The organism is Chryseobacterium sp. LJ668 (assembly GCF_019613955.1).
Lineage (GTDB): Bacteria > Bacteroidota > Bacteroidia > Flavobacteriales > Weeksellaceae > Chryseobacterium.
In genome coordinates, this window is record NZ_CP080443.1 from 1,177,948 (window position 1) to 1,203,801 (window position 25,854).

The window sequence follows — 25,854 nt, forward strand, 5'->3', positions numbered from 1 at the left end:
TAAGGTTGAGACTGAAAGAATGCCGAATGTTTTTATTAATCTTTTGTAATTTATTTAAATTTCAATTTATGGAAAAGTATAACCCACAAGTTGATGAATACATCGAAAAATCTCAGGATTTTGCAAAACCAATTCTGACTTACCTTCGAGAAACAGTACACGAATTTTGCCCTGATGCGGAAGAGGCAATTAAATGGAAATTCCCCACTTTTTTGTATAAAGGAAAGATTCTATGTTCGATCACAGCTTTCAAACAGTATTGCAGCATGGGTTTTTGGTTGCATGGAGAAATGATAACGATTAAAAACCTTGAAACCAATGCCGAGAAAAGTAATATGTTCAGTTTAGGAAAAATAAAATCTCCGGAAGATCTGCCGTCAAAAATTCAGATGAAAAATATGATTCTTGAAGCAATGGAACTGACGGATATGGGGGTGAAAATGAAAAAAGCAGCACCTTCAAAAAAGGAAATCGAAATTCCTGATTATTTTCAAAATGTTTTACACGAAAATAAAAAAGCAGCTGAAGTTTTTGACAAAGCCTCTCCTTCTTTCAGAAAAGAATATACCATGTGGATTACTGATGCCAAAACAGAAACCACCCGAAACAAAAGAATAGAACAGGCTTTGGAATGGATTTCTGAAGGCAAAGGAAGAAACTGGAAGTACGAGAAGAAATAATTGACTAATTTATTTAAACTTCTGCCGCGGCAAATTGATTTCCTGTGCCTGCGGATATGGCTTTCTCGAAGTCATACTTACATCTTCCCTGATCTGCTTGTGAATGTCATATTGTTTTTCTTTATCATAAGCATATCTTGGGTCAGGGATCATCGGCATTTTGGCCATCTTATGAATAGTAATGGTTGGGAAGTGATAATCGACCTCCACAGTTCCCAGCAGTAAATAACATCCTCCACCCTGAAAGTCATACTGCTTCAGATTATCCGGAAAATGTGCCGTATCAAAATATTCACCGTTCACATCGATCCACGTTCCGAAAAACATGGCTCCTTTCTTGGTGGGAACATGTTTTCTTGAAATAAGATAGGCTAACATTTTTACCGGTCTTTTATGAAATTTCAATAAATCTTTCACGAAGACTGAACCTCTGTATTTTGTTTCCAGCAGATCAAAAGGTGTGGAGGAAACAGGAAACCCAATAATTTCTATTTCATCAAAAGCGTCTTCAAAGTTTTCTCTTTTTAATTGTGGGAGCTGATATTCCTGCATGGGCTCTTCAATCAGCATCAAACCTCTGTGTTCAGGTCTGAAATTTACAAGCAGCAACCGTGCTTCTACAAGAAGTTCGTTTTTCGGCTTGCCTGTAAACCTAAACGCCCCGATAAAAATAAGGATCTGCACCGTTTCAATACCGATAGGAATACGCCTAATGAAATCTTCCAGCGATCTATAATTGCCTTTTTTTTCTCGCTCTTCAGAAATTATTTGGGCAATTTTGGTTTCCAGTGACTGCAAAAGCATAAAACCTAAATAAATTTCTTTCCCTTTTAAAATCGTCTGAAGCTCGGATGTATTTACACAAGGATTCTGAATAATGGCACCGGACATTCTGGCTTCGTGGATATAAACTTCAGTGCGATAAAACCCACCCTGATTATTGATCACCGACACCATAAATTCTAACGGATAATACACTTTTAAGTACAAACTCTGATAACTTTCTACGGCATAAGAAGCCGAATGTGCTTTGCAAAAGGAATATCCCGCAAAAGACTCAATCTGCCTGAAAGCTTCTGTGGTCATCTGATCAGAATGTCCTTGTTTTTTGCAAGATTCAAAAAAATTGGCTTTCACTTCATTAAGCTTTTGAATGGATCTTTCCTTTCCGCTCATTGCACGTCTAAGAATATCACCGTCGGCATGGGTAAGTCCGCCAAAATATTGTGCGATCTTGATGACATCTTCCTGATAAACCATGATTCCATAAGTTTCCTTTAAGTTTTTTTCAAAAACAGGATGAAAATATTCAAACTGATTAGGATGATTGTGACGGAAAATATATTCACGCATCATTCCGCTTTGAGCAACACCGGGTCTGATAATTGAAGAAGCGGCAACCAAAATTCTGTAATTATCACACTTAAGTCTTCTCAACAAACCACGCATTGCCGGAGATTCTATGTAAAAACAGCCGATGGTTTTTCCTATGGCTAAATATTCATTACAAATCTTTTCATCTTTTGAGATTGAGGTATCCCGAATATCAACTTCAATGCCTCTATTTTTTTTAATGAGTTCTACGGTATCATTGATGGTTCCCAATCCTCGCTGAGAAAGAATGTCAAACTTTTCGAGTCCTATATCTTCAGCAATATTCATATCAAACTGAGCAATAGGGAAGCCTTTCGGCGGCATTTCGAGAGTGGTATAGGTGGTAATCGGTTCTTCAGAAATCAAAATTCCGCAAGCATGCATACTTCGCTGATTGGGAAATTTTTCTAAGAGTTTGCCATATTCATAAACCTGCTTTACAATTTTATCCGAATGATGGTTTTCAACTGATTTTGTGGCTAAAATATCCAATTCTTCTTTTGGAAGTCCAAAAGCTTTACCCACTTCCCGAAATATCGACCGGTATTTGAATTCTACGTTGGTTCCGCAAAAAGCGACGTGATCTTTCCCGTATTTATTGAAAACATATTCGAGGATTGCATCTCTGTTTTGCCAGCTCCAGTCGATATCAAAATCAGGCGGCGAAGTCCGGTTAAGATTCAGGAATCGTTCAAAATAAAGATCCAGTTCTATCGGGCAAATATCTGTGATTCCGATGCAATAGCTGACAATAGAATTGGCACCACTTCCGCGGCCAACATGCATGAAGCCCATTTTATTGCTGTGCTGAATAATATCCCAAGTAATTAAAAAATAGGCAGAAAATTTGAGTTCACCAATGACTTTAAGCTCTTTTGCAACTCTTTTCCGGGCAACCTCATCATCTGCACCATATCGTTTTTCTAATCCGTCATAAGCAAGCTTGGTTAAAAGTTGTATGTCTTCTTCCTGAGATCCCAGATAATATTTTTTATTTTTATTCTCAGTGCTTTTAGGTTCTTTATATGCAAATTCAAAATTACATTCTGCAAGAATTTTTTTGGTGTTTTCAATGATTTCGGGATAGTGCTCAAATGATTTTATTAAACTTATTTCAGATCTTAAATATTCCGATTTACTACAGATGTCCTCTTCGGAAAGCTTAGAAATCAACGTATTTTGTTCAATGGCTCTCAGGATCCGATGAAGATTGTATTCTTTTTTTGTACTGAATGTGACCGGCTGCAGAACCACCATTTTATGAATTTTATCTTTAAACTCAGAACGTATCAACAGATTCAATTCTTCTTCACGAATCCCTATAAACTCGTTTTCTTTTAGTTGTTCAGGAATGTTATTTAAAGGATAAATGACGAAAACTTGATTATAATTCGGTGCCCTTTCAGAAAGTTCAATTCCGTCACAATTATAGGCTGTAAGAATTTTATTGACCTCTCCTATTCCGCTAAATTCTTTGGCAATGGCGATATAAAGCAGTTTATTTTCTTTTCTTACTTCAATTCCTGCGATTGGTTTAATTCCACACTTATCGCATTCTTTTTTGAAATCATAAATAGCCGTCACTGTATTGATATCAGTCAAAACCAATTCTTTAATTCCCAATTCAGCAGCTTGCCTTACCAGTTCTGTGACTGATAAAGTTCCGTAACGGAGGCTGTGGTAAGAATGACAGTTGAGAAACATTTCATTAAATTTTAAAAAATTATTTTCCGAAATCAAATCCGGAAGCTCTTCCGACTGCATCTGCACCAAAGCGGTTTTTGATATAATCCATGGTTTGGTAGAGATTCATCTGCTCTTCGGTATCTTCGAACAGATTCATCTGATGATTTCCGTGTACCAGATCTGTGAAGCGCAAACCTACGAGTCTGAGACGCATTCTTCGGGTATATGCTTTGTTAAAAAGCTCTAGTGCAATTCTAGACAGCGTGTGATCGGCGGAAGTGTAAGCCACTTTATGCTGCTTGGTCTCAGTGTCAAAATTGGCATAGCGTATTTTTATGACTATGGTAGAAGTCAGCCACTTTTCCTGTCGCAACTGATAAGCCAGCTTTTCTGCCATCCCGGAAATCAGCCTTTTTAGTTCCGGCAGATCCATGGTATCGGTGCTAAAGGTTTTTTCCGTAGAAATAGATTTTCTTTCAGAATAAGGAACAACAAGACTTTCATCAATTCCGTTGGCTTTTTTCCATAATTCTTTTCCATTGACGCCAATCATTTGTTGCAAAACGAGAACAGGAACTTCTGATAAAGTTTGAATGGTTCTGATCCCGATTCTTGATAAAAGCTGAAACGTTTTGTCCCCCACCATGGGAATTTTTTTTACCGACAGTGGATTCAGAAAAGGTTGAATTTCTTTTTCCATAAGTTGTAGCTTTCCATCAGGCTTCGATTCGCCGGTTCCTATTTTTGAAACGGTTTTATTGTTTGACAATGCAAAACTTATCGGCAGCCCCGTTTCTTTGGTCACAGCAGCAGAAATTTCCTTTGTCCATTGATAACATCCAAAGAATTTATCCATTCCTGAAAGATCAAGGTAAAACTCATCAATACTTGCTTTTTCTACCACAGGCACTCTTTCCTGGATCACTTCCGTTACCTGATGTGATAATTTGGAGTACAGCTCATGATCGCCTTTTATCACTTTCGCATCCGGACAAAGTCTGAGCGCCATTCTGATCGGCATTGCAGAACGGACGCCAAATTTTCGCGCTTCATAGGAGCATGAGGCCACAACTCCGCGGTCTCCACCTCCGATAATAAGAGGGATGCCTTTGAGCTTTTCATTTCCTAATCTTTCACAGGAAACAAAGAAGGTATCCAAATCCATATGAACAATTGCACGTTTCATTTTACAAAATTAGATTCATTTTGTATCATTTTTATTATATTTGCAGATACAATTTGTATCAATGTCAGTTTTTTCAGATAACATCAGGTTTTTAAGGAGCAAAAAAAACTTATCCCAACAGAGCTTTGCAGAAAGTATCGGGATGAGCAGAGTACGCTATTCTAAATATGAAGATGGCCGCTCGGAGCCGCCTTATGAAATTTTAATCAGCATCTCTAAATTTTTTAATGTCAGTATTGATCTGCTTCTTACTTTAGATATCAGAAAGTATCCATTGGATGAAATGCTAAAGCTTTCAGACAACAGAATCCTATTGCCCATCATTGTTGATCAATCAGGAAACAACAGCATTGAAATTATTCCGCAGAAGGCAACCATGGGATATTTATCAGGATACAGCGATCCGGAATATATTGAAAATCTACAGCGAATCTCATTGCCGTTTCTGACCAATGGGAAGTACAGGGCATTCCCGGCACATGGAGATTCTATGCCGCCATTCAAAGACGGATCTTACATTATTGGAAAATATGTTGAGAATATAGAAGAGCTGAAACCCAACAAAAGCTATATTTTTATTACACTTGATAACGGTATCACTTATAAAAGGTTTAAATCAAGAAAAGAAAATTCAATCACAGTAAACGCAGACAATGAATTTTATGACCCCTATGATATTGATCTTCATAATATTGTTGAAATCTGGCAGTATGCATCGGGTATTTTTCCTGAAGAATTTGGGGCTGATCATCCTCAACATTATACTGTGCAAGATCTTTTTTTAGAATTGAGAAAAGACATTAAAGAGCTGAACCATAAAATTTCGGGAATCTGATCTGAATTTCTATTAAACTAAATATTGATTTAATTTTTTCACAGCTTTCTTCTTAACCTAACATTTAGGTTAATCTTATTGATGCTCAATTAAATCATTTCTTTGCTTTCAAATTATTGAATTAATATATCCAGCATTAAATTTCTATTCCACTTACATCCAGACAATTACGATTAAAAACTTAATATTCAAACAATTAAACAACTCAAATACGTCGAGTTTTGTCGCTATCCCCAATTATATTTGTTTTTTGAAACCAAAATAAAATCTATAATTATGGACAAAATAACCTTACAAAGAATTGAAAAACTACATCCTCTGGTAAGAGAAGAGATAAAGCAAATCATTAACGAATGTGACCTGGCTCTCACAGGGAAAGCAAAAGTAAGAATCACACAAGGATTGAGGAGTTTTGAAGAACAGGAAAAATTGTACGCTATCGGAAGAATTACACGCGGAAAAAAGGTAACCAACGCAAAAGCGGGCCAAAGCATTCACAATTATGGTCTTGCTGTTGACATCTGCATGATGATCGACGGAAAAACAGCGAGCTGGGATACGGTAAAAGACTGGGACAATGATAAAGTTGCAGATTGGTACGAATGTGTAAAAATTTTCGCAAAACACGGTTGGGATTGGGGTGGAAACTGGAAGACGTTCAAAGACCTTCCGCATTTTGAAAAGAAGAATTTTCCAACGAAAAAAGGACTGGTGAATACAAGCTGGAGAGTGCTTTCTAAGCTGAAAAAGGATGAGGATGGATATGTTATTTTTTAAATATTATGTTAAATTAAAATATAATACGTCAACTTCTGTCGCTTCCCATTTCTACATTTGTTTTACCAAATAACAGTAGAAAAAATGAAGAAGACAACCATTTTATCATTAGACGGTGGCGGAATAAGAGGCATTATTACCTGTATTATTCTTCGCTACATAGAAGAGCAGCTTCAGATTCTTGATAATCCCAAAGCAAAACTGGGAGACTATTTTGATCTGGTTGCAGGAAGCAGCACGGGAGCATTAATTGCTTCAATCATACTTTGTCCGGATGAAAACCGGAAAGCAAAATATTCAATACAGAAAGGATTAGAACTTTACGCTGAAAAAGGCGGCGATATATTTCAGGTATCTTTTTGGGAGAAACTGGTCAACCCATTCGGATTATTAAATGAAAAAATTTCTCAGGAAGCACTTCAGAAAAACCTGAATGACTTTTTTGGTCATCTCGAATTAAAAGAACTGATAAAACCCTGTTTGATTACAAGTTACGACATCGAAAACAGAAGAGCAAAACTGTTTAATTCCTGGAAGGCAAACCTTAGCACCGATAATTTTTATGTGAAAGATGTTTGCAGAGCGACTTCGGCAGCTCCTACTTATTTCAGCCCGGTGCAGATAAAATCTAAATACGGACAGATTTTCAGTCTGATCGACGGTGGAATGTATGCCAATAACCCTGCATTATGTGCTTATGCCGAAGCAAGAAAAATTCCGTTTGCGGAAGTGCTCAAAAATCATCAGAAAGCCAATCACCCGACTGTAAATGACATGATCATGGTGTCGATAGGAACAGGAATTGAATCGAAAAGTTATTCTTTCAAAAAAATGGAAAAAGCCGGAAAACTGGGCTGGGTAACTCCGATCATTGATATTTTGATGTCTGCAAATGCGGAAACTGTTGATTACCAGCTTTGCCAGATGTTTCAGACGTTAGGCTTGAGAAATCAGAAAAATTATTACCGCATCAATCCTTCATTGAAAAATGCTTCACCGGCAATGGACAATGTAAGAAGATCGAATATCGAAAACCTTATTCAGGCGGGGCTGAGTTATATTGATGATAACAGGGAAACTTTGAATCAAATCGTCCAAAAGCTCATTAAGAATAAAATATAAGCTAATTTGCTTATAAATAGACAAAATAAGGTTATTAGCTTATATTTTAAATTTCATAATTATTTCGAAAAATATTTTTACACGTCAAGTTTTGACGCTTCCCTCTACTACTTTTGGAATATAAAAAAAGACACAAAAAACAATCATTTAACATTTAAAAGTTCTTTAGAAATCAGAATTATAAAAATGCCGGACAGCCAGAAATATCTCAAATTTTATCAATTTTTTTAAACACACAAACATGGAAGTACCTAATCACAACACAGACACCATCATCGATAGCGACATCTACACCATCAGCTGGAGCGATATTGAAAACACCGAACCAGACTATGAGAATTATCTTACCGACATTGAAAATTTCTTCAGAGAAGATTCTGAAAATGATTTGACAGAGGAAGAATTTATGAAATATAATTAATACACGTCAAGTTCTGGCGCTTCTCAATACTACTTTTGAAGTATATCTAAAAACACGAAAACAAACCATAAAATTTTAGCAACATCTTAAAATTTATCATTCAAAAGTGATGAACAGCCAGAAATATGTCTAATCAAAAAACACTTTAAAAATGACATTTGCCACAAAATAATAAGGTGGAAATCTTTGCCTGAAACCACCCTAAAAAATTAAGGCAAAACGTGAAGTAAATCTAATAAAAAGAGACTTCAAAATTTAATCTTAAAACCTTAATATAATAATATAATGGAAGACAACGAAGAATTTGATTCTGATTTTAATGTAGAAGACATTCCTATATCAAATGGGTTCTGGAACTACATGGAATCTTATTGGCATAACAACCGGGAATTTCCGCAAAGTACAGAATCACAATTAAACAAAAAAGCAGATTTAATCAGCGGGAAAGTACCCGCATCACAACTCCCCAGCTATGTAGATGATGTTCTGGAATTTGAGTTTTTTGAAACTTTACCGAATCCGGGAGAAAAAGGAAAAATATATGTGATAGTAAGCGATAATACTCAATATAGATGGAGCGGCAATGATTATGTACAGATTAATTCCGCTGATGATCTGATGACTACTGATACATTTCAGGAAGTTACGGGCATAAAAAGATTCATCAATAAAGGAAATGCAGTTGATGATTTAAGTCTACAGATATGGGGTAAGAATGGTGCTAAAGCTGGAGTTTTCTTTTATAGTGAAGGAATGGATACATCTCAAATTAATTTTGATGGTTATTTCAATTTTAAGAATCAGGATGATGAAGGCTATAGAAACATAAAGGCGGCAGGTTTTATAAAAGATGGATATAATAATGGTTTTATTCTTTTAGCCGGAGGAGGACATGTGCCTATTAGTGAATTTGTTTTGAATTCTGATTTTAGTAATCAATTAGCTTTAGTACATAAAGCAGATGTCACAGGTGGTATTTATAATGGTTCTATTGGGAGAACTAACAAATCTTGGTTTGATTACAATTGGGCAGGTACAGGTGGTAAAGGTTCAGTTATAAGTTTCTCAGGTTTGGGAGGTGCATATTCTACGGAAATATTTGCAGCTTATAATGATTACTATACTGCTATTAGGTCAAGAAATGGAGATTCTCTTACTTGGAATGATCCGATGGTGCTATGGCATAATAAAAACTTTAATCCAGATGATTATGCGTTATCTCATACTTTAAACAATTATATACCTTACACAGGAGCAAGCCAAAATGTAGATTTGAATAATAAAAATATATTCAACATAAATAGAGTTGCCACTAACGGTTCTATAAAACACAATAATCTAGGGCTTTCATTAGCAAATGCATCAGGTAGTGGAAGTTATAGTTCCGTTTTGATTAAAAGTGGACTAACCTTTGGTAACATGGGTACTTATACTGTTAAAATTTATAATTACGCACATGAATATTTTGAATTTAATGTAAATAATTATAAATATAACGACAGCAACTATATACCTACTATCACATGGAAAACAGGTAATTCTAAAAGAATAACTAGAATAGAGTTTTTAAAGAACTCTAATAATGATTTATATATAAATGTAGTCATTAATATAGCTTATCCAAGAGTGGCTGTGACAGACTTAATGGTTTACGGATTTGATGATGTAGCTTTTGATAGTAATAATTGGAGTATAGAGTTAGGAGGTAGTACTACAGGTCTTATAAATGAAGGACAGTTAGTACCTGCAAACTTTCTCAGAGATGATTATCTTAATGACATTTATACCACACAGGCTTGGGTTCAATCACAAGGATATTTAACATCAGCAAGTTTAAATGGCTTTGCTACTGAAAATTATCTAAATAATAATTTTATACCAAATTCTCAAAAAGGAACTGCAAATGGTGTAGCAACATTAGGTAGCTCAGGATTAATTCCGACTAATCAATTACCAAGTTATGTAGATGATGTATTAGAGTTTGCTGGTTTGAGTAATTTTCCAACAACAGGAGAAACGGGTAAAATATATGTAGCAATAGATACAAATCAAACCTATAGATGGAGTGGTTCAGCCTATATCCAAATTGCATCAGGAGCTGTTCAATCAGTAAATGGACAGACCGGTATTGTTAATTTAACAAAAAGTGACGTTGGTTTAGGTAATGTAGATAATACATCAGATGCAATTAAAAATGTAGCAACAGCAAGAAGTTTAAGAAATGTAAATATTACTCTTGCACAATTAAACTCAGTAACATTAGAACCTGGAATTTATAATTTAGAAGGAGCTGCTCCAGGACAAGGATTAACGTCAACTTATAATTATATTATTCAACTAGGTTCATATGGAGGAGCAGGAGGAGCTTATAAAGCACAGATAGCTATGCCGTATCAAAATGGTATAAATGATTCAATTTATATCAGAACTTCTTTAGGCAATGATTATGGTAATTGGGAAAGAATAGCTAAAAATAGTGATATTACTGCTGCAATAAATGCACTTAATTTACCTTCATATGGATTTTTAGCACAGAATTATGCTTTAAGAGATGGTAGTAATGCCACTGAGAGATGGGTAAATTCTGCAAATGGATTACAAGTAAATCCTACTATTGTAGGAAAAATGTATAATGGTTCAGGACAATCAAACCTAAGAGATGCTACTTATGGTCAGGTAATGGGTTATATTAATGAATTTGGTGTAGCAGCTGGAAACCCAGGTGATAGTTGGTATTATAGAATGAAATTTCTTCACAATAATGCTAATGGATACTATGGAGAGTTAGCTGTTAAAATGACTGATGGTAATGGATTGTTTTATAAGAGAGTTGAAGCCAGTACTGATTTTGGATGGATTAAAGCTTGGGATGATTCAAATTTTACACAAACAAATATTAATAACTGGAATACAGCCCATGATTGGGGCAACCACGAGTTAGCAGGATATTTAACATCAGCTGGTTTAAATGGTTATGCTACAGAATCATGGGTTGTTGAAAATTTCCCAAATCAAACATTATCTGTTGGTACAGAGGGTTTAGGGGGACAAGATTTAATTTTATCTAATGCCAGTACAGTTAAAATAACGAATAACTTTCTTACAAGTAGAGATGGTACTAGAATACCAAATGACATTAAACCAAATGAAAATGGAAACAGAGTAAGATTTGACTTTGCTAATGCAGGTACAGTCGGAGGTTCTGGTAATTATGCAGGTGTAATGACCTATTCACCTTGGGATGGTACAACAGTATCCACAGGTGACAGTTCTTATCAATTGGCTTTTGCCAATCAGACAGGTATTGATGGCTCAGGCATCCCGATGCTTAAACTAAGAAAAGGAATTGATGATGCATGGTCTTCTGACTGGTACAAAATGTGGAGTGAAGGCGATTTCTCTCAAGTAGATATTAACAACTGGAATAACATTGTAAATTCCGCTGCCACCCAATCCTGGGTACAATCACAAGACTACGCAACCAACAATTTTGTCGAAACAAAAATTGATGAACTCAAAGGAGAAATTGTAGATCCTGCTCCAGGATTTGAAATTACAAATGAATTTACAACCGTCATCGTTACTGATAACCATTCAGGAGGACCTTTAGAACTAGAAGGAGAATTAATTTCTAAGCGATACCTAACCATTATTAACTTAAGTCAAAACGTCATTGACCTGAATCGAGACGCAAAAACGATTGACAGAATTCCTGAATACGAGACTGCAGAATATTACATTACTACAGAAAAACGACTACTAAAAAAAGGGTCCTATAAAAACACTGCAGTTTTAATCTAAAAAGATTTCAATTATTATTTCACGTCAAGTTTTGTCGCTTCACGAGATTAATATTGCAATCACAATAAAGCTTTTCACATGGTCACGATTCTAAGTGGATATTTAATAGTCTAATACCACTTAAAAAATAAGACTATCTCCGGAAAATTTCTACTAAAAAGAACTTCCAAACAATTTTAATCTTAAAAACCAAAACAATTTTAAAATGTCAACAAATTTAAACACAAACAACTCTTCGCAAACATTATTCAGATTTGCGGCTATGAGAAACCCGGAACTATCCGATCCGAAAAACTTAGACAGAAGATTTATCTTCAGAGATAGTACTATCGCAAATACAAGTGTATTTGACACCAATCTTCCGGTAGAAAAAACATTACAGGCAATTAGTCGAAAAATAAATCAGCCCAACTCAGGAATTACCCTGGGAATTTTAACTGAATCTGATATTAAAGATATAGATTCCGGTAAAATTTACGAATTGGCTGTTTGGGTTGCAAGAAACAAGACGACTGCAACAAAAGCTGAATTTGATCAGAAGATCAATGATTATAAAGCCAGTAATCCTACTCTGATTCATTTGCCAGATCCTACAGACGTTTGGGACAACCTTGTTTATCAGGTCGTAACTCAAAAAGATTTTTATGCAAAAGAATTGATCATGCAATACCTGCATTTGGAACATATTCTTAATGTATATGATGGTTCAGAAGAATCTTTTGAGGATATGAAAAAAGCAAAAGTAGTTCTGCCTAAAGAATTATTTAAAGTTTCTCAAGCTGATTTCAATGCTACAGGATCTTCTACTCTACAGAGAACAATGTTCGATGATAAGGCGATGAAATTTGCAGAGGCAACCATTAATCTGAAAGAAAATCAGGATTTGATCGATGCTCTTTCAAAATTAGAAAAGTCTTACAAAAAACAGCATGAGGCAGCTTACAAAGAAGCATATGATGAATATCAACAGACTGTAAAACCACTTTTGAAGACAGTTCAGAAAGACTCCGCAGAAGCAGAAAGAAAAAAACAAATATTAGAAAACAGGATCAATTATCTTACCCAGCTTAGCGTAGCCGATCCCGAAAAGTTCTATGCAAACAGTGAAATGGATATGGAGCTTCACCGTATCAAAGATGAAATCATGCAGATCACAACTCCTGATGTAGAGATTCCTGAATTTGAATTCATTTTTGAAACCCCTGAAATTGATATAGCTGAAATTGGCAGAACGTTGACTGTGAGCAATCAGAAAACGTTGCTTAAAATATTAGGTGCATCAACTCTCACCGACGCTCTATCCGACATTTCAACATTTGATGAGCTGAATCAGAATATTACTCAAAGTAATCAAACTTTACAGCAAACTGTTTTAAACAATACAGTTCTTAATCAGCAGGTTTCTGCCAATGTAGGCGGGGTTATCATTCCGGTGAGCAATAATTCTGTTACTTCAAACTACATTCCTTTCAGCATAAAGACTTATGCACGGAGCTCAACCGAGTGGAGTTTACTTTTAGCTTTAAGCAGCAATCTTGATATTGTTTCTGCAAATTATAAGATCACATTAAATAACGTAGATATTTCTTCTACAAGCGTTTCTTCTATGGGTGGAGGATCTTGCTTGTTATTTGATATACCTAGAATTTTGGTTTCTCAAACCTCGTTGGTAGAACAATTTATTTTACAAGGAGAAGTGAAACTAAGTGATGGTAATACGTATAAGCTAAACGTCACCTTACTTCAAGACCTGAATGATCTGGATAGGATGACTAAACAATACCATTTCCGAGGTGCTGACGGATGTTTTCCTGTTGATCCTCCAAAACCTGAGAATCCTGAAACTCCTGAAACACCAACAAATAATCCTACTGAGACATCCTCCTTCATCCCTTCAGGGTTTGGAATGAAAAACATCGGGGTAGCAGATTATTTAAAAGTAGAACAAAGTACTTACTGCTATGTAGAAGGAGATGTAGCCCACATCGAAAACATAATGGCTCGCGAATACAAAGAGCGTTCTACCAGAAGATTAAAAAGAAGCGAATCTCAGACTACAAAGTCTACAGAATCTGAAAAGGAAAAACTTACAGACACCACTTCCACCGAAAGACATGAGATGCAGAGCGAGATTTCTAAAATCTTACAGGAATCTAAAGATTTTGCAGCACAAGCAGGATTCACAGCAAGTTGGGGAAGCGAAAAAGGAACTGGGAGATATGGATTAAGTGCTAATGCAAGCTATGCCACACACAATTCCAAAGAAGAAAGCAATAGACAAGCGGTTACAGAAGCTAAAGACATTACAGCAAGAGCGCTAGACAGAATTGTTACTAAAGTAAAAGAAGAGCGTATTGATAAAGTTTTAGAAGAATATGAAGAAAACAACAAACATGGTTTTGATAATACAAAAGGAAGCAATCATGTCGTAGGCGTTTACAGATGGGTAGATAAAGTGGTGAAAAACCAAATCTATAATTATGGGAAACGTATGATGTTTGAATTCATGATTCCTGAACCTGCTAAGCTACATAACTTAGGAGTAAAAATGATTGATGCTTCTGAAAAATTATTGAAACCTGTTGATCCAAGAGAGTCTTCTACTCATAAATTAGATAATTTTTCTTCTTTAAATGATGATACTAAGCTAAAGTTTTGGTTAAGCAAATACAATGTTGAAATAGATGAATTTCCTATGCCAACATTTAACATAAATAAATCTTTCCACGAAAGAGACTCTTCTCACGCAGGCCATGATGACGGTAAAGTACAGGTGGCTAATGGTTCTGGGGAAGTAGAAATCCCCGAAGGTTATATAGCTAATCAGGTAACTTATACTTTTAATACTTATCCACATGGCTTCAATGGTTCTCATCAAGCATTTATAACTATAGCAGGGAGACCTATACCTTGGATTGAATCTATTCATCAAACACAAAAAGACGGAACCATAGGAAACTTAAATGTTAGAAATAAATTAGCCTACTCATTTGCAACCGGAGAAAGTCCAATCATAGAAGGAAGTTTAGACATTTTATGTAATCTAACCCTTGAAGCTAAAAATGCTTGGTTACAATCAACCTTCAACAAAATCATCGAAGCCTACGAATTAGAACTCGAAAAATACAACCAGGCCTTAGCAGAAGCAAAAGCATTGGGCGTACAAATCAAAGGTTCAAACCCCGGTTTTTACAGAAAAATTGAAAATACGGTCTTAAGAAAAAACTGTATTTCTTATATGATTGATCAGAATCCTGCAGCAGCACTTACCTTTGGAAAAAATAAGTATCACAATAATGGCTATACTTCAGGACAAGAAACTTTCTTAAATACAGATATCAAAGTAGATTCTACATTAGACCAATATGCGGCTTTTGTGAAATTCATGGAACAGGCATTTGAGTGGGATATTATGAGCTACTATTTCTATCCATATTATTGGGGAAACAGAGAAAAATGGGCAGACATGTATCAGTTTGACGATAATGATCCTACTTTCAGAGCATTTATGCAGTCTGGTATGGCGAGAGTAATTGTTACCGTAAGACCAGGATTTGAAGAAGCTGTAAGACACTTCCTGGCAACCGGACAAATCTGGAATGGCGGTGAAGTACCTGTAATCGATGATCCGTTATTCTTATCAATTGTAGACGAAATGCGTTCTGCTTTAGGTAAAAAACAAGGCGAACCGTGGAGAGAAAAAATCCCTACTTCATTAACGATTCTTCAGGCAGATTCTATCGGTTTAAAAGTTGAAAAAGCTTTGCCTTGCAACTGCGAACCGGGAGTGAAATTTGATGACCAATTAGGTGAAATGTGCGAAAGCAATTTTGAACTGAATAATAATCAAATAGGTCAATCAGCAGACAAATGGATTGAGATCAGTTTCAATGAGATGGACGATATTACCTTTACAACCATTCAGGATTTTGAGGATGCAAATGCATACCCTAAAACATATGAGTGTCTTGGGAATACCTTTGAAATCAATGACATTCCTGAATCTGAACCTTCAATAAAACTCTACAAGCGTATCGCAGAAGAAGTTTCTCAGATCGAAGGTGTAGAAGCTTATCCTACAGGAGAAAACGGGATCACATTCAAAGTCAATACAAGACTGATCCAAACTTTTAATTTTGTTGAAGTAGGCGCAGATCCTGAAGAAAAGAAATTTTCATTTTCTACCGATGCGGAGACGTTTCTTAAGGTTACATCTCCGGCCGCAGCTTTCGGAAGAGAACGAATTTTAGATAAAGACGGGCAATTACTTTCTGATGAAGAATATGAAAATCAGGCTCCTTTTTCTAAGTTTTTATTGTAGCCTTTTGAATTTCAAATCATGAATCGGTGTAAAACCGAGGTTATTGGGCAGCACTTTATTGTGCTGCCTTATAACCCTCATGAAATTAATGAATTGTTAACAACTAAAAACGAAGAAAATGGAGAATTTCGATGATGAATTCGGAGATTTATCCGGATATAAAATGCTTTCTTTTAAAGAAGTAAGCAATGGTTTTGAAGGAAATAAAAATCCATTGCAGGGAATTGCTGGAAAATCTTATCAGATTGGAAAAAACATTAGAGGTTTGCAAAATGTAAGCCCGTTAGCGACCTTTAAGCTTTTCAATCAGACATCTGATGAAATTTTCAGTAAATATTTTATAGATGGCAATGACACCCCAAAAGGAAATACAACAATCATAGAAGATATTAATCTAGTTGTAAAAAAGGGATTCAAATTTAACGTACACGATTTTTATTTTGACAAAAACGAAAACGGACTAAAAGACGCAGATGAAGAAACCATATTTAAACTTCTGCTTTTCGTATCTACAGACGGAAATAAAGTAAAAGAATGCTATGAAGTAGTAAAGCCTGGCGATGACGAAATCATCCTTTTTTTAGAAACAGATGGAGATGGTTTAAGCAACCAAAAACTTTATGGCAGAATCTCGGAAAAAGTAAGAAAAACCTACGTTGACATCGGTACGGGAAAATTATACAGTACTTTTTTCGATGGAGATATTATTGAGACCGTACAAAGATATTTGAGTCAGGTAAACAAGGATATTATTGAAGAACTTTTGCTACGAGGATATATTGAAAATAAAAGTATTGCGGATAGTTTTTTTACAGGGTTGAAATATGTGCTTCTTGCTACATCTGCTCCTTCAAAAGCATTAGGCTGGGTAATGAATAAGCTCGGAAACGGATTAGATTTTCTGAAAATTTCCGATGAATTTTGGGATACAGAAAATGAAAACTATTATTTCCAAAAAGATAAGCTGATTGAAAATCTGATCATTTCAACCGACAAAATAAATCTTCTGAAAGACCTCTTCACTGATAAAGAAGGTTTTAACCTTGCCGATCTTACCCCACAAATGCTGGATGATATTATTTTAAAACAAACTTCTGTAATAGAATCTTTTATAGGGCAATACAACAGCTATGTGAAAGCCAAGATTGAAGAAGTTTTTAAAACATTAGAGAATCCTCAAATGCAAGAACAAACAGAAAATCTTGCAGAAAAAGTAGCCCTCATCTGCGGAATCTGGAACGGATTGGTAGATTTTGTTTCTTCTATTTTTAAATTTCTTGGGATGCTTCTGGAAGCACCTTTCGATATTACCAAAGATATTCAGCAGGTTCTGGAAATGATTGACAACTTTTGGGAAATGCATAGAGATGGTACACTTTGGGATAATGTGGAAACAGCTATCTCAGCAGGAATGACCAAAATGGTAGAATACCTGAAAAGCAAAAATGCCGATGACATAAATTGGGTTCGGGTGTATTATGTTGGGGGTTTTACGATTTCTTTCATAGGTACATTTTTTATTCCTCTTGCCAATATTGCCAAGGTTGCGAATGTAGGAAAGGTTGGCGAAGTTTTAGCAAAAATTACGAGTGAAATTGGCAATACTGTTTCCAAAACAAGTAAATTTGTCAAAATCCAAACTGCGGAAGCTTACCAAAAAACAAGCAAAGCATTGCTGGATTTGTTGGAGCTTTTTAAAACAGGCGGGCAAAAACTTCAAACTTTTGTAGATGATATTTGGAAGAAAATAGCTGATTGGTTTTTGAAGAATAAGAAATTGGTTGAAGGTTGGACAAATAAAATAAAACAATATTTATCCAAAGATGGAAAAACAGAAGAATTTTTTAGAAAAATTGATAAAAAGTTTAATCATGGAGAAGAAATTTTATCAGCTAATGAACTGAAAAATTTAGGGCGCTTATTAAAAGAAACCTTTGATGTCACCATACAATTTGTAGATCAAAATCCTGCTTTGAAGGCAAAGCTAAAAGATTGGACCGCAAGAAGAGTTGCCGGATCTTTTAATATGATGGAGGGAGTGATGTATTTACGAAAGAGCGTAACAGCTTACACGGTACAGCACGAAATGTTTCATATGAAGTTGTGGTATAAAATGACCAAAGAGTTCCCCGATTTGCAACCCCTTTTTCAAAAAACTTTAGGTTTTGAAAATCGGTTATTTCACGAAGAGTATGTGTTAGCACAATTTATGAAAAATCCAAGTAAATGGAAAGAGGCGGATTTATTAAATGACATAGCAGAGATAAATAGATTAAGAGAATTAAAAAATTTAAATAAAGTAGATTTAGAATATTTTAAAAATTGGAATTTAGAACAAGAATTATTAAAATTTAATTAAAATGGAAAAGGAGACAATAATATTAGAAAAGTCAAAAAAATTTTTACAAGATGTCAACCGGCAATATTTTGAAAATACTTTCAAAATCTATGCACCCCAAAAAGTAAAAGATTTAAATATTGATAAGTTTAATTTTGAAGTTTGGGAAACGATTGTAAATGTTCCAGATGAGCAGTTTGGTGGGCAAAGTCCATACTTTATTTTCTTCAGGAATGATACATTAGAACCTTTTATGTTTCATGATAGTGGTGCAGAAGGAAGAACTCCTAATTTGGAAATTCTAATAAAGAATGGAAAATATGAGATAGGAGATGAATGGAAAGGATAAATAAGTAATATTTAGCAGTCAGAAATGACTGCTTTTTTATTATAAATTTGTCAAAATCCAAACTGCGGAAGCTTACCAAAAAACAAGCAAGGCACTATTAGATTTAGTAGAGCTTTTTAAAACTAGCGGACAGAAACTACAAAATTTTGTAGATGATATTTGGAAGAAAATTGCCCCCCGCTGCCGCACGAATCCTTTCGTGTGGCTTTTTCTTTTAAAACTTCATTCTCTCAGATTGTATAATTTTTTATCTTTATAAAACATATAATGATGAGTAGTAATTATAAATTCCACAATCCCCCCGCTGCCGCACGATTGTATCGTGTGGCTTTTTTTAAACATCATTCAATCAATTATATTATTTTTATCTTTATAAAAACATACATTGATGAGCAGAAATTACAAATTCCACAATCCAGAAGGATTATATTTCATAAGTTTTGCTTTAGTAGGTTGGTTGGATTTATTTATCAGAAACGAATACAAAGAAATTCTTTTAAAAAGCTTAAGATTCTGTCAAACGAACCCCCCCCGCTGCCGCACGATTGTATCGTGTGGCTTTTTTTAAACATCATTCTCTAAAATTGTATTATTTTTATCTTTATAAAACATATAATGATGAGTAGAAATTACAAATTCCACAATCCAGAAGGTTTATATTTCATAAGCTTTGCTGTTGTAGGCTGGTTAGATGTATTTATCCGAAATGAATACAAAGAAATTCTTTTAGAAAATTTAAGATTTTGCCAAAAGAATAAAGGTTTAGAAGTATATGCATGGTGCATTATGTCAAGCCATGTACATTTGGTTTTTCGAAGTATCGATAATCAGAAACCTGAACTGCTGATTGGTGATTTCAAAAGATTTACAAGCAAAGACATTATAAAAGCTATTAAAGAAAACCCTCAAGAAAGCAGAAAAGAATTTCTACTCAATTTCTTTCTTCAGGAAGGCTCAAAAGCTTCCAATGTAAACCAATATCAATTTTGGAGACACGACAATAAACCTATTGAACTTTGGAGCAATCATGTAATCAACCAAAAAATTAATTACGTACATCAAAATCCAGTTGAGGCAGGTTTGGTATTTCGGGCAGAAGATTATAGATACAGCAGCGCAGTAGATTATTCTGATGAAAAAGGTTTGTTAGACAATATTGTTATTTTTAGAATGTTTGATTTTTAAGAATGGCCACACGAAAGGATTCGTGCGGCAGCGGGGGGATTTATATCAAAAAGTATTAATAATAAAATTGGATATCATGTCTTTTATACAACATATTCGGATGATTTCCATGTTCAAACATTGATTATTGATAATACTAATCCATGTAATGCTACTTACAGAATTGTCGACCAACATGGTGAAACATCGTCAAATGGTAAATTATCTGATATTGAAAATGGATTTAAAGATCAATCTAGTTGGACATATGTAAATTTTTATTTAAATAGTAATAAACAAACTTTAACTAAAACAATATCATCAATATGGAAAATTCAAAGAAATTAATCTTATTAGCCCTTTCATTTATAATTATTTCATGTGAGAAAAATTTGAAAGATTGTCAAAATTGTGAAACAACTAAAGACAGTTTAATCTTCGTTAATAAGGATCAAAATGAAATTTATTTCAGAACTAGAAACATTGAACGTCATCCTAAATTAGAAAAAAAACTACACGCAAATAATTATTATGAATTTTATAATACTGTAAATATATATTCTTTAAATAAAAATGTAAGTTTAAAAGAAATTATAAACATTGAATCTTTCAGAAAAATTAATAATTTTTATTTTGAAGACAGTGAATTTATTTATTTTGTTCCTCAAAATCCAACAGGTAATTATTTTAATATTTTAGATAAAAAACAAAATATTAAGTTTAGTAAAAATAAAGATACCATCTATAGTCAATATGGAGTTTTTTACAATGGAACTCTACTTAATAAAACTTCGCTAAGAAAATGAGAAAAATTATAGGAATATTAACTTTTCTTTTGCAGTTTGTTCATGTAACACACAAAATGAATGAAAAACATTAAGGACAATCTCCTTTATGAAGATTCAAAAGGAAGTGTTTATCTAAAAAGAGAAATTGACATTATGAGTGAGAAAATTCACAAGTAGATCAATCAAGATTCTTCAATTTAGTTCGCTATAGAGATAGCACGTATTTATTGAAAGATCTTGTTGATGTTAGGTCTTTTCGTTTTGTTAAATCTGTTACTGAAACTATCAATTAATAAATCTGATATTTTTGAAGATAAAAAACATATCTATAAATTTCAACATTTACCTCCAACTTCTCCAGAAATTAAAGCAACTGATAAATAATTTTAACCGCAACCTAACCGTTGCGGTTTTTTTTGCTCAAAATCCCCCCGCTGCCGCACGATTGTATCGTGTGGCTTTTTCTTTTAAAACTTTTTCTCTATGATTGTATTATTTTTATCTTTATAAAAACATAAAGATGAGCCGAAATTACAAATTTCATAATCCTGAAGGATTATATTTTAAAAGTTTTGCTTTAGTAGGCAGACTCGAAGTATTTATCAGAAACGAATACAAAGAAATTCTTTTGGCGAGTTAAAATAGATCCAAAAACTTATCCACAAAAATAAAACACGACACCTTTTGTCGCATTAAGAATATATATTTGTGTTACAAAATTCAAACATGAAAAAAGATTTTTACCTTACAAGATACGCCCTGATTATTAAGAAATTAGAGACCGCTCCCGCTACCTATTCGCAGCTGGAGGATTATCTTCTCAACTCTTTCGAGTTTCAGGATGCGGGAATCAAGAGCTACTCTATCCGTACTTTGCAAAGGGATATCCGTGAGATTTCAAATCTTTTTAATCTTTCCATTCACAACAAAAAGAAGGGCGACAACCGCTATTATATCGAAAGCCGCCCCATGATGGAAGTCGATGAATACAACCAAAAACTCCTTGAATCTTTTCAGGTCAGCAACGCACTCAATGTACATCCCGACTTCGCAGATTTTATCTTTTTTGAAAGCCGGAAACCTACCGGTGTAGAGCATTTTTATGATCTCTTCTTTGCGATTCGCAATAAAAGAGTCGTCACTTTTGAGCATTATAATTACAAAAACAAACTGATGACTTCAAGGAAAGTTCATCCTTTAGCCTTGAAAGAATCTAAAGACAGATGGTATCTTATTGCGATCGACACCAATGATAAAGCGTTGAAATCGTTTGGTTTAGACAGGATCAATTATCTGGATGTAACCAAAAACAAATTCAGAGAAAAATACAAATACAGCTTCAGGGAGCATTTTAAAAATGCATTCGGTGTCATGAATCTTACCGAGCAAATTCCTCAGAAAATCATTCTGAAATGCAGCAAACATCAGGGAGAATACATCCGTAGCTTTGCGTTGCACCAATCACAGAAAGAAACCAAAGAAACTCCAGAAGAAATCTATTTCGAGTTTTTCCTCCATCCTACTTACGATTTCATGCAGGAGATTCTCTCGTACGGAAAAGAAGTGACTGTTTTAGAACCTAAAACTTTAGTTGATGAGATCCGCACACACTTACAGGCTTCCCTAACCAACTATTCAAAATAATATACAACCTCAAATTCTTTTTTTAAGTACATTTACATAAACTTATCTGTATTGAAATCACTGCTACTGTGTCTTTTTTGTTTCGTCTTTTCCATTTGCTATTCACAGCAGACGGAAGAATTTAAGCAGGTAAAAAACTATTACAATCAGCACCGAAGTATGTTGAATACTGAGTTTAAGAAGAAATTTGACGCCGAAACAGACAACGCAAGCAAAATCTCCATCAAGAATGATTTTGTCTTTTTCATGAAGAAAATGGACAGTATTGAGAACACAGCTTTGGTAGGAGCATTGTTGAAAGTTAAAAACACAGAAGACCTCAACAATCTCAATTTGCAGAAGAATATGAAGCCTTCGGCAGATCAAAGTAAAATTTACCCTTTTACCGATAAAACCGCAGATTATCCCGGTGGCATCAATGCATTAAGAACTGAAGTTGCCCAACTTTTCTACAGTGATGCCGTCAATTCCGATATCAATCCTGTGAAAACTAATGTTGCTTTTGTTGTCGAAAAAAACGGAACCATCAGTAACGTAAAAGCTGAAGGTGATAACTTTATTTTCAACCGGCAGGCAGAGATTGCCCTGTATTCTGTTTCGGGTATATTTTCTCCCGCTATAATTAATGGAGATCCTGTAAGATGCCGCTTCAAACTGCCTTTAACGTTAAATATCGAGTAGTTTTCAAATGTTCCATTGTCATCCCGATTTAATGAGTACTTTTGAAAAAAACGATATGAAACAATTTTTACTGGGAATAACCCTGATTCTGGGTACAATAAGCATCAATGCACAGGAAACCGATAATCAGAGAAAAAACGATGTTCTTGCAGATCCGGTCCTGCTCATTGCAGTACCTATGGCAAATGTATCTTATGAAAGATTACTGTCTGAGAACAAAGGTCTCGGCATCAATGCAATGATTACTTTAGATCCTGAAGATGAAAGATTCACACAATTTTCAGCCTTCTACAGAATGTATTTTGGTAAAAAATATGCTTCAGGATTTTTTCTTGAGGGTTTTATACCTGTTACCACTGTGTCAGATGATATATACTCCTATAACTACGATGACATTACTCAAAACTACTATACATCTTCCTTACATAGAGAGAATTTTACGACCGTCGGAATCGGTTTCGGAATCGGAGGAAAATGGGTAATGAAAAACAATTTAGTGATCGAAGCCAGTGGCGGTATTGCAAGACGATTTGGAGACAGAGACAAGCATTATTTTGAAGAAGTTACAGGAAAAGTGATGGGCGGTATCGGATATCGATTCTAAAATTTAAAATATATTTAATGAAAAGCTTAGTTTTGTACTAAGCTTTTATTTTTATGTTTACCCACGAATATTTTATGAAAATGGCCTTTCAGGAAGCCGAGATTGCACTGGAAAAAGATGAGGTCCCAATTGGATGTGTCATTGTTTCCAATAACCGCATCATCGCGAGAGCGCACAATCTTACCGAAACCTTAAACGACGTCACTGCTCACGCAGAAATGCAGGCCATTACTTCTGCTGCTAATTTTTTGGGTGGAAAGTATCTGACTAATTGCACCTTATATGTGACTTTAGAGCCTTGTGTAATGTGTTCTGGAGCTCTTTCCTGGTCACAAATCTCAAGGGTGGTGATCGGCGCAAGAGACGAGCAGCGTGGATTTATCAACAAAAGTTTAAGCCTTCATCCAAAGACAGAGATTGTCACCGGAATTATGGAAAACGAGTGCTCCTCTATTGTGAAAGAGTTTTTTAAATCGAAAAGGTAGATTAAGGTAGAGGCTGAAGTTGAGTTGTAAGAACCTAAAACTTCTCTTCAATTACAAATCTTTCCCTAAAAAATACAGTCCTTTCAAAGTATGCAGCCTGTCTGCAATATGGATTTTATCTGTCAGTGGTTTGTAAACATGGGAAACTCCGCCGGTGGCGATGACAAAACAATCATCATTCACCTCATCATTGATCCTGTCGATAAAGCCTTCCACCATTCCGAGGAAACCGTAGACCATCCCACTCTGCATACAGCTGATGGTATCTAAACCTAAAACAGATTTCGGTTTTACCAGCTCAATTTCAGGAAGTTGAGCAGTCTGGCTGATCAGGGAATTTAAAGAAGTGACAATTCCGGGAGCGATAATTACCCCTAAAGTTTCACCATTTTCGGCAACACAGCTCGCGGTAAGTGCAGTGCCAAAATCGAGTACGATTTTTTTCCGGTCAGGATACATATTATGTGCAGCAACGAGATTGGCATAAATATCTGTTCCCATCTGTTTAGATTTTGCGATCACCTCCGAAGGTGTATTGCGGTCTACCATGACCGGGACAATCCCGTGAATTTTCCGTATCGCCGAGGTGATTTCCCTGGTCAGTTGAGGTACTACAGAACCAATGATAATTTTCTCGATTTTTTTTGCGTCGATTTTATAAGTTTGATACAGGATCAACATCTGACCATGCAACTCGTCTGCAGTGCGGTATGGTTTTGTATTGATTACCCACGATATATCACAGTTGTCGTCATCAAAAAGACCAAATCTGATATTGCTGTTTCCGACATTGATTACGATAGAATTCATACCCTAAAATTATTGTTCAGCTATTTATTAAAGCTGATATTTATTTCCGGCTTAAATTTAAGTAATTAAGACAGAAAAAACCATATTAAATATCTTGAAGACACAACCATTACTACTTTTTTCTGATTTTTTCTGCATCTAAAACTTCCAGCAATTTCGCAACAGCAATTTTAGAAGATATCCTGAAAAAAATTCCGATAAAAAAATATCGTATTACCAATATTTGTCCTATACAAACCAAAATAAATACAGGACTAAATCTCTCTTGAGCAGAAAAAAACTGTACAAAAAAACCTAAAAATGGCAAGCATAAGAAAAAATAGAGAAATACTTTGAAGGTTTTATTGATCTCTACCTTCACTTCACCCTTCGTGACATGTAAAACACCTTGTAACGTACAAAAAGTGCTTTTGTCAATATTCGAAGGACGCAGATTAAATTTGTTTTGATTTACTTGGCCAATGAAAGACTTCCCCGTTATTTTTGAAGTCAGGTTATCAGGGGTTTCGGTTTTCCTTTTTAAGCGGTCTAGAGTTTCTGTTTGAGAATCAATAAGATCAAACTCGTAGTTTTGTACTGGAAGTATATTCATTCGCAATTATTTTCTATCTTCAATGGTTAGTAATTTTCGGTGGTAAATTTAACGATTTTAATAAAAAAGATCCTTTCAATATCTGTAAAAATGGATTATCATTGTAAAAACATTTTATTAAGCTTTTTAGATTAATCTTAAAACTTTTTTTTACCACTAAGAATTTTAAGTACCTTAGAATTATTAAGAATCAACA

The 25,854-nt window shown here is 34.8% G+C and carries 19 protein-coding genes; 15 read left to right on the plus strand and 4 right to left on the minus strand.

What is annotated here, in order from left to right; all coding sequences use genetic code 11:
* The first annotated feature begins 68 nt into the window (after nucleotides 1–68).
* On the plus strand, nucleotides 69–680 hold the full coding sequence (locus K0U91_RS05545) for a YdeI/OmpD-associated family protein (protein WP_220178700.1): 612 nt from the start codon (nucleotides 69–71) through the stop codon (nucleotides 678–680).
* A gap of 9 nt (nucleotides 681–689) precedes the next feature.
* Here the strand turns inward: K0U91_RS05545 and K0U91_RS05550 are convergent, their stop codons facing one another.
* Together K0U91_RS05550 and dinB are read right to left on the minus strand one after the other, a co-directional pair.
* Entirely contained in the window at nucleotides 690–3,758 is a 3,069-nt protein-coding gene (locus tag K0U91_RS05550) for a DNA polymerase III subunit alpha (RefSeq protein WP_220178701.1), read from the minus strand.
* Nucleotides 3,759–3,777: 19 nt separating this feature from the next.
* Nucleotides 3,778–4,926, minus strand: a complete 1,149-nt coding sequence (dinB, locus tag K0U91_RS05555; protein WP_220178702.1) for a DNA polymerase IV — start codon at nucleotides 4,924–4,926, stop codon at nucleotides 3,778–3,780.
* Nucleotides 4,927–4,987: 61 nt separating this feature from the next.
* On the opposite strand from dinB, the gene K0U91_RS05560 reads away from it, so the two are divergent.
* The 14 genes from K0U91_RS05560 to K0U91_RS05625 all read left to right on the plus strand — a co-directional run bounded on the left by K0U91_RS05560 (nucleotide 4,988) and on the right by K0U91_RS05625 (nucleotide 24,256).
* Nucleotides 4,988–5,761, plus strand: coding sequence for an XRE family transcriptional regulator (locus K0U91_RS05560; protein WP_219970036.1), 774 nt, complete (start codon nucleotides 4,988–4,990; stop codon nucleotides 5,759–5,761).
* A 276-nt stretch (nucleotides 5,762–6,037) separates the two neighbouring features.
* A complete protein-coding gene (locus K0U91_RS05565) occupies nucleotides 6,038–6,538 on the plus strand; it encodes a M15 family metallopeptidase (RefSeq protein WP_219970035.1) in 501 nt (166 codons plus the stop codon).
* Nucleotides 6,539–6,622: 84 nt separating this feature from the next.
* Nucleotides 6,623–7,660: a patatin-like phospholipase family protein gene (locus K0U91_RS05570; protein ID WP_219970034.1), complete on the plus strand. Its 1,038-nt coding sequence runs from the start codon at nucleotides 6,623–6,625 to the stop codon at nucleotides 7,658–7,660.
* Between the two features lie 241 nt (nucleotides 7,661–7,901).
* The gene (locus tag K0U91_RS05575; RefSeq protein ID WP_219970033.1) at nucleotides 7,902–8,081 is read left to right on the plus strand and encodes a hypothetical protein; all 180 of its coding nucleotides are present in this window, start codon (nucleotides 7,902–7,904) and stop codon (nucleotides 8,079–8,081) included.
* A 285-nt stretch (nucleotides 8,082–8,366) separates the two neighbouring features.
* On the plus strand, nucleotides 8,367–11,882 hold the full coding sequence (locus K0U91_RS05580) for a hypothetical protein (RefSeq protein WP_220178703.1): 3,516 nt from the start codon (nucleotides 8,367–8,369) through the stop codon (nucleotides 11,880–11,882).
* 205 nt (nucleotides 11,883–12,087) lie between these two features.
* Nucleotides 12,088–16,203, plus strand: a complete 4,116-nt coding sequence (locus K0U91_RS05585) for a hypothetical protein (RefSeq protein ID WP_220178704.1) — start codon at nucleotides 12,088–12,090, stop codon at nucleotides 16,201–16,203.
* Between the two features lie 118 nt (nucleotides 16,204–16,321).
* Entirely contained in the window at nucleotides 16,322–18,562 is a 2,241-nt protein-coding gene (locus tag K0U91_RS05590) for a zincin-like metallopeptidase toxin domain-containing protein (protein ID WP_220178705.1), read from the plus strand.
* A 1-nt stretch (nucleotide 18,563) separates the two neighbouring features.
* On the plus strand, nucleotides 18,564–18,890 hold the full coding sequence (locus K0U91_RS05595; RefSeq protein ID WP_220178706.1) for a hypothetical protein: 327 nt from the start codon (nucleotides 18,564–18,566) through the stop codon (nucleotides 18,888–18,890).
* Nucleotides 18,891–19,508: 618 nt separating this feature from the next.
* Nucleotides 19,509–20,075 (plus strand): REP-associated tyrosine transposase, encoded by a 567-nt coding sequence (locus K0U91_RS05600; protein ID WP_220178707.1) that lies wholly within the window; start codon nucleotides 19,509–19,511, stop codon nucleotides 20,073–20,075.
* Nucleotides 20,076–20,380: 305 nt separating this feature from the next.
* Nucleotides 20,381–20,860: a hypothetical protein gene (locus K0U91_RS05605; protein WP_220178708.1), complete on the plus strand. Its 480-nt coding sequence runs from the start codon at nucleotides 20,381–20,383 to the stop codon at nucleotides 20,858–20,860.
* Between the two features lie 708 nt (nucleotides 20,861–21,568).
* Nucleotides 21,569–22,486, plus strand: coding sequence for a helix-turn-helix transcriptional regulator (locus K0U91_RS05610; protein ID WP_220178709.1), 918 nt, complete (start codon nucleotides 21,569–21,571; stop codon nucleotides 22,484–22,486).
* Nucleotides 22,487–22,537: 51 nt separating this feature from the next.
* A complete protein-coding gene (locus tag K0U91_RS05615; protein WP_258561815.1) occupies nucleotides 22,538–23,167 on the plus strand; it encodes an energy transducer TonB in 630 nt (209 codons plus the stop codon).
* A gap of 55 nt (nucleotides 23,168–23,222) precedes the next feature.
* Nucleotides 23,223–23,771, plus strand: coding sequence for a hypothetical protein (locus tag K0U91_RS05620; protein ID WP_220178710.1), 549 nt, complete (start codon nucleotides 23,223–23,225; stop codon nucleotides 23,769–23,771).
* 53 nt (nucleotides 23,772–23,824) lie between these two features.
* On the plus strand, nucleotides 23,825–24,256 hold the full coding sequence (locus K0U91_RS05625) for a nucleoside deaminase (protein WP_220178711.1): 432 nt from the start codon (nucleotides 23,825–23,827) through the stop codon (nucleotides 24,254–24,256).
* Between the two features lie 51 nt (nucleotides 24,257–24,307).
* Here the strand turns inward: K0U91_RS05625 and K0U91_RS05630 are convergent, their stop codons facing one another.
* Both K0U91_RS05630 and K0U91_RS05635 read right to left on the minus strand, forming a co-directional pair.
* Nucleotides 24,308–25,066, minus strand: coding sequence for a type III pantothenate kinase (locus K0U91_RS05630; RefSeq protein WP_220178712.1), 759 nt, complete (start codon nucleotides 25,064–25,066; stop codon nucleotides 24,308–24,310).
* A gap of 112 nt (nucleotides 25,067–25,178) precedes the next feature.
* Nucleotides 25,179–25,658, minus strand: coding sequence for a hypothetical protein (locus K0U91_RS05635; protein ID WP_220178713.1), 480 nt, complete (start codon nucleotides 25,656–25,658; stop codon nucleotides 25,179–25,181).
* Nucleotides 25,659–25,854 lie beyond the last annotated feature (196 nt).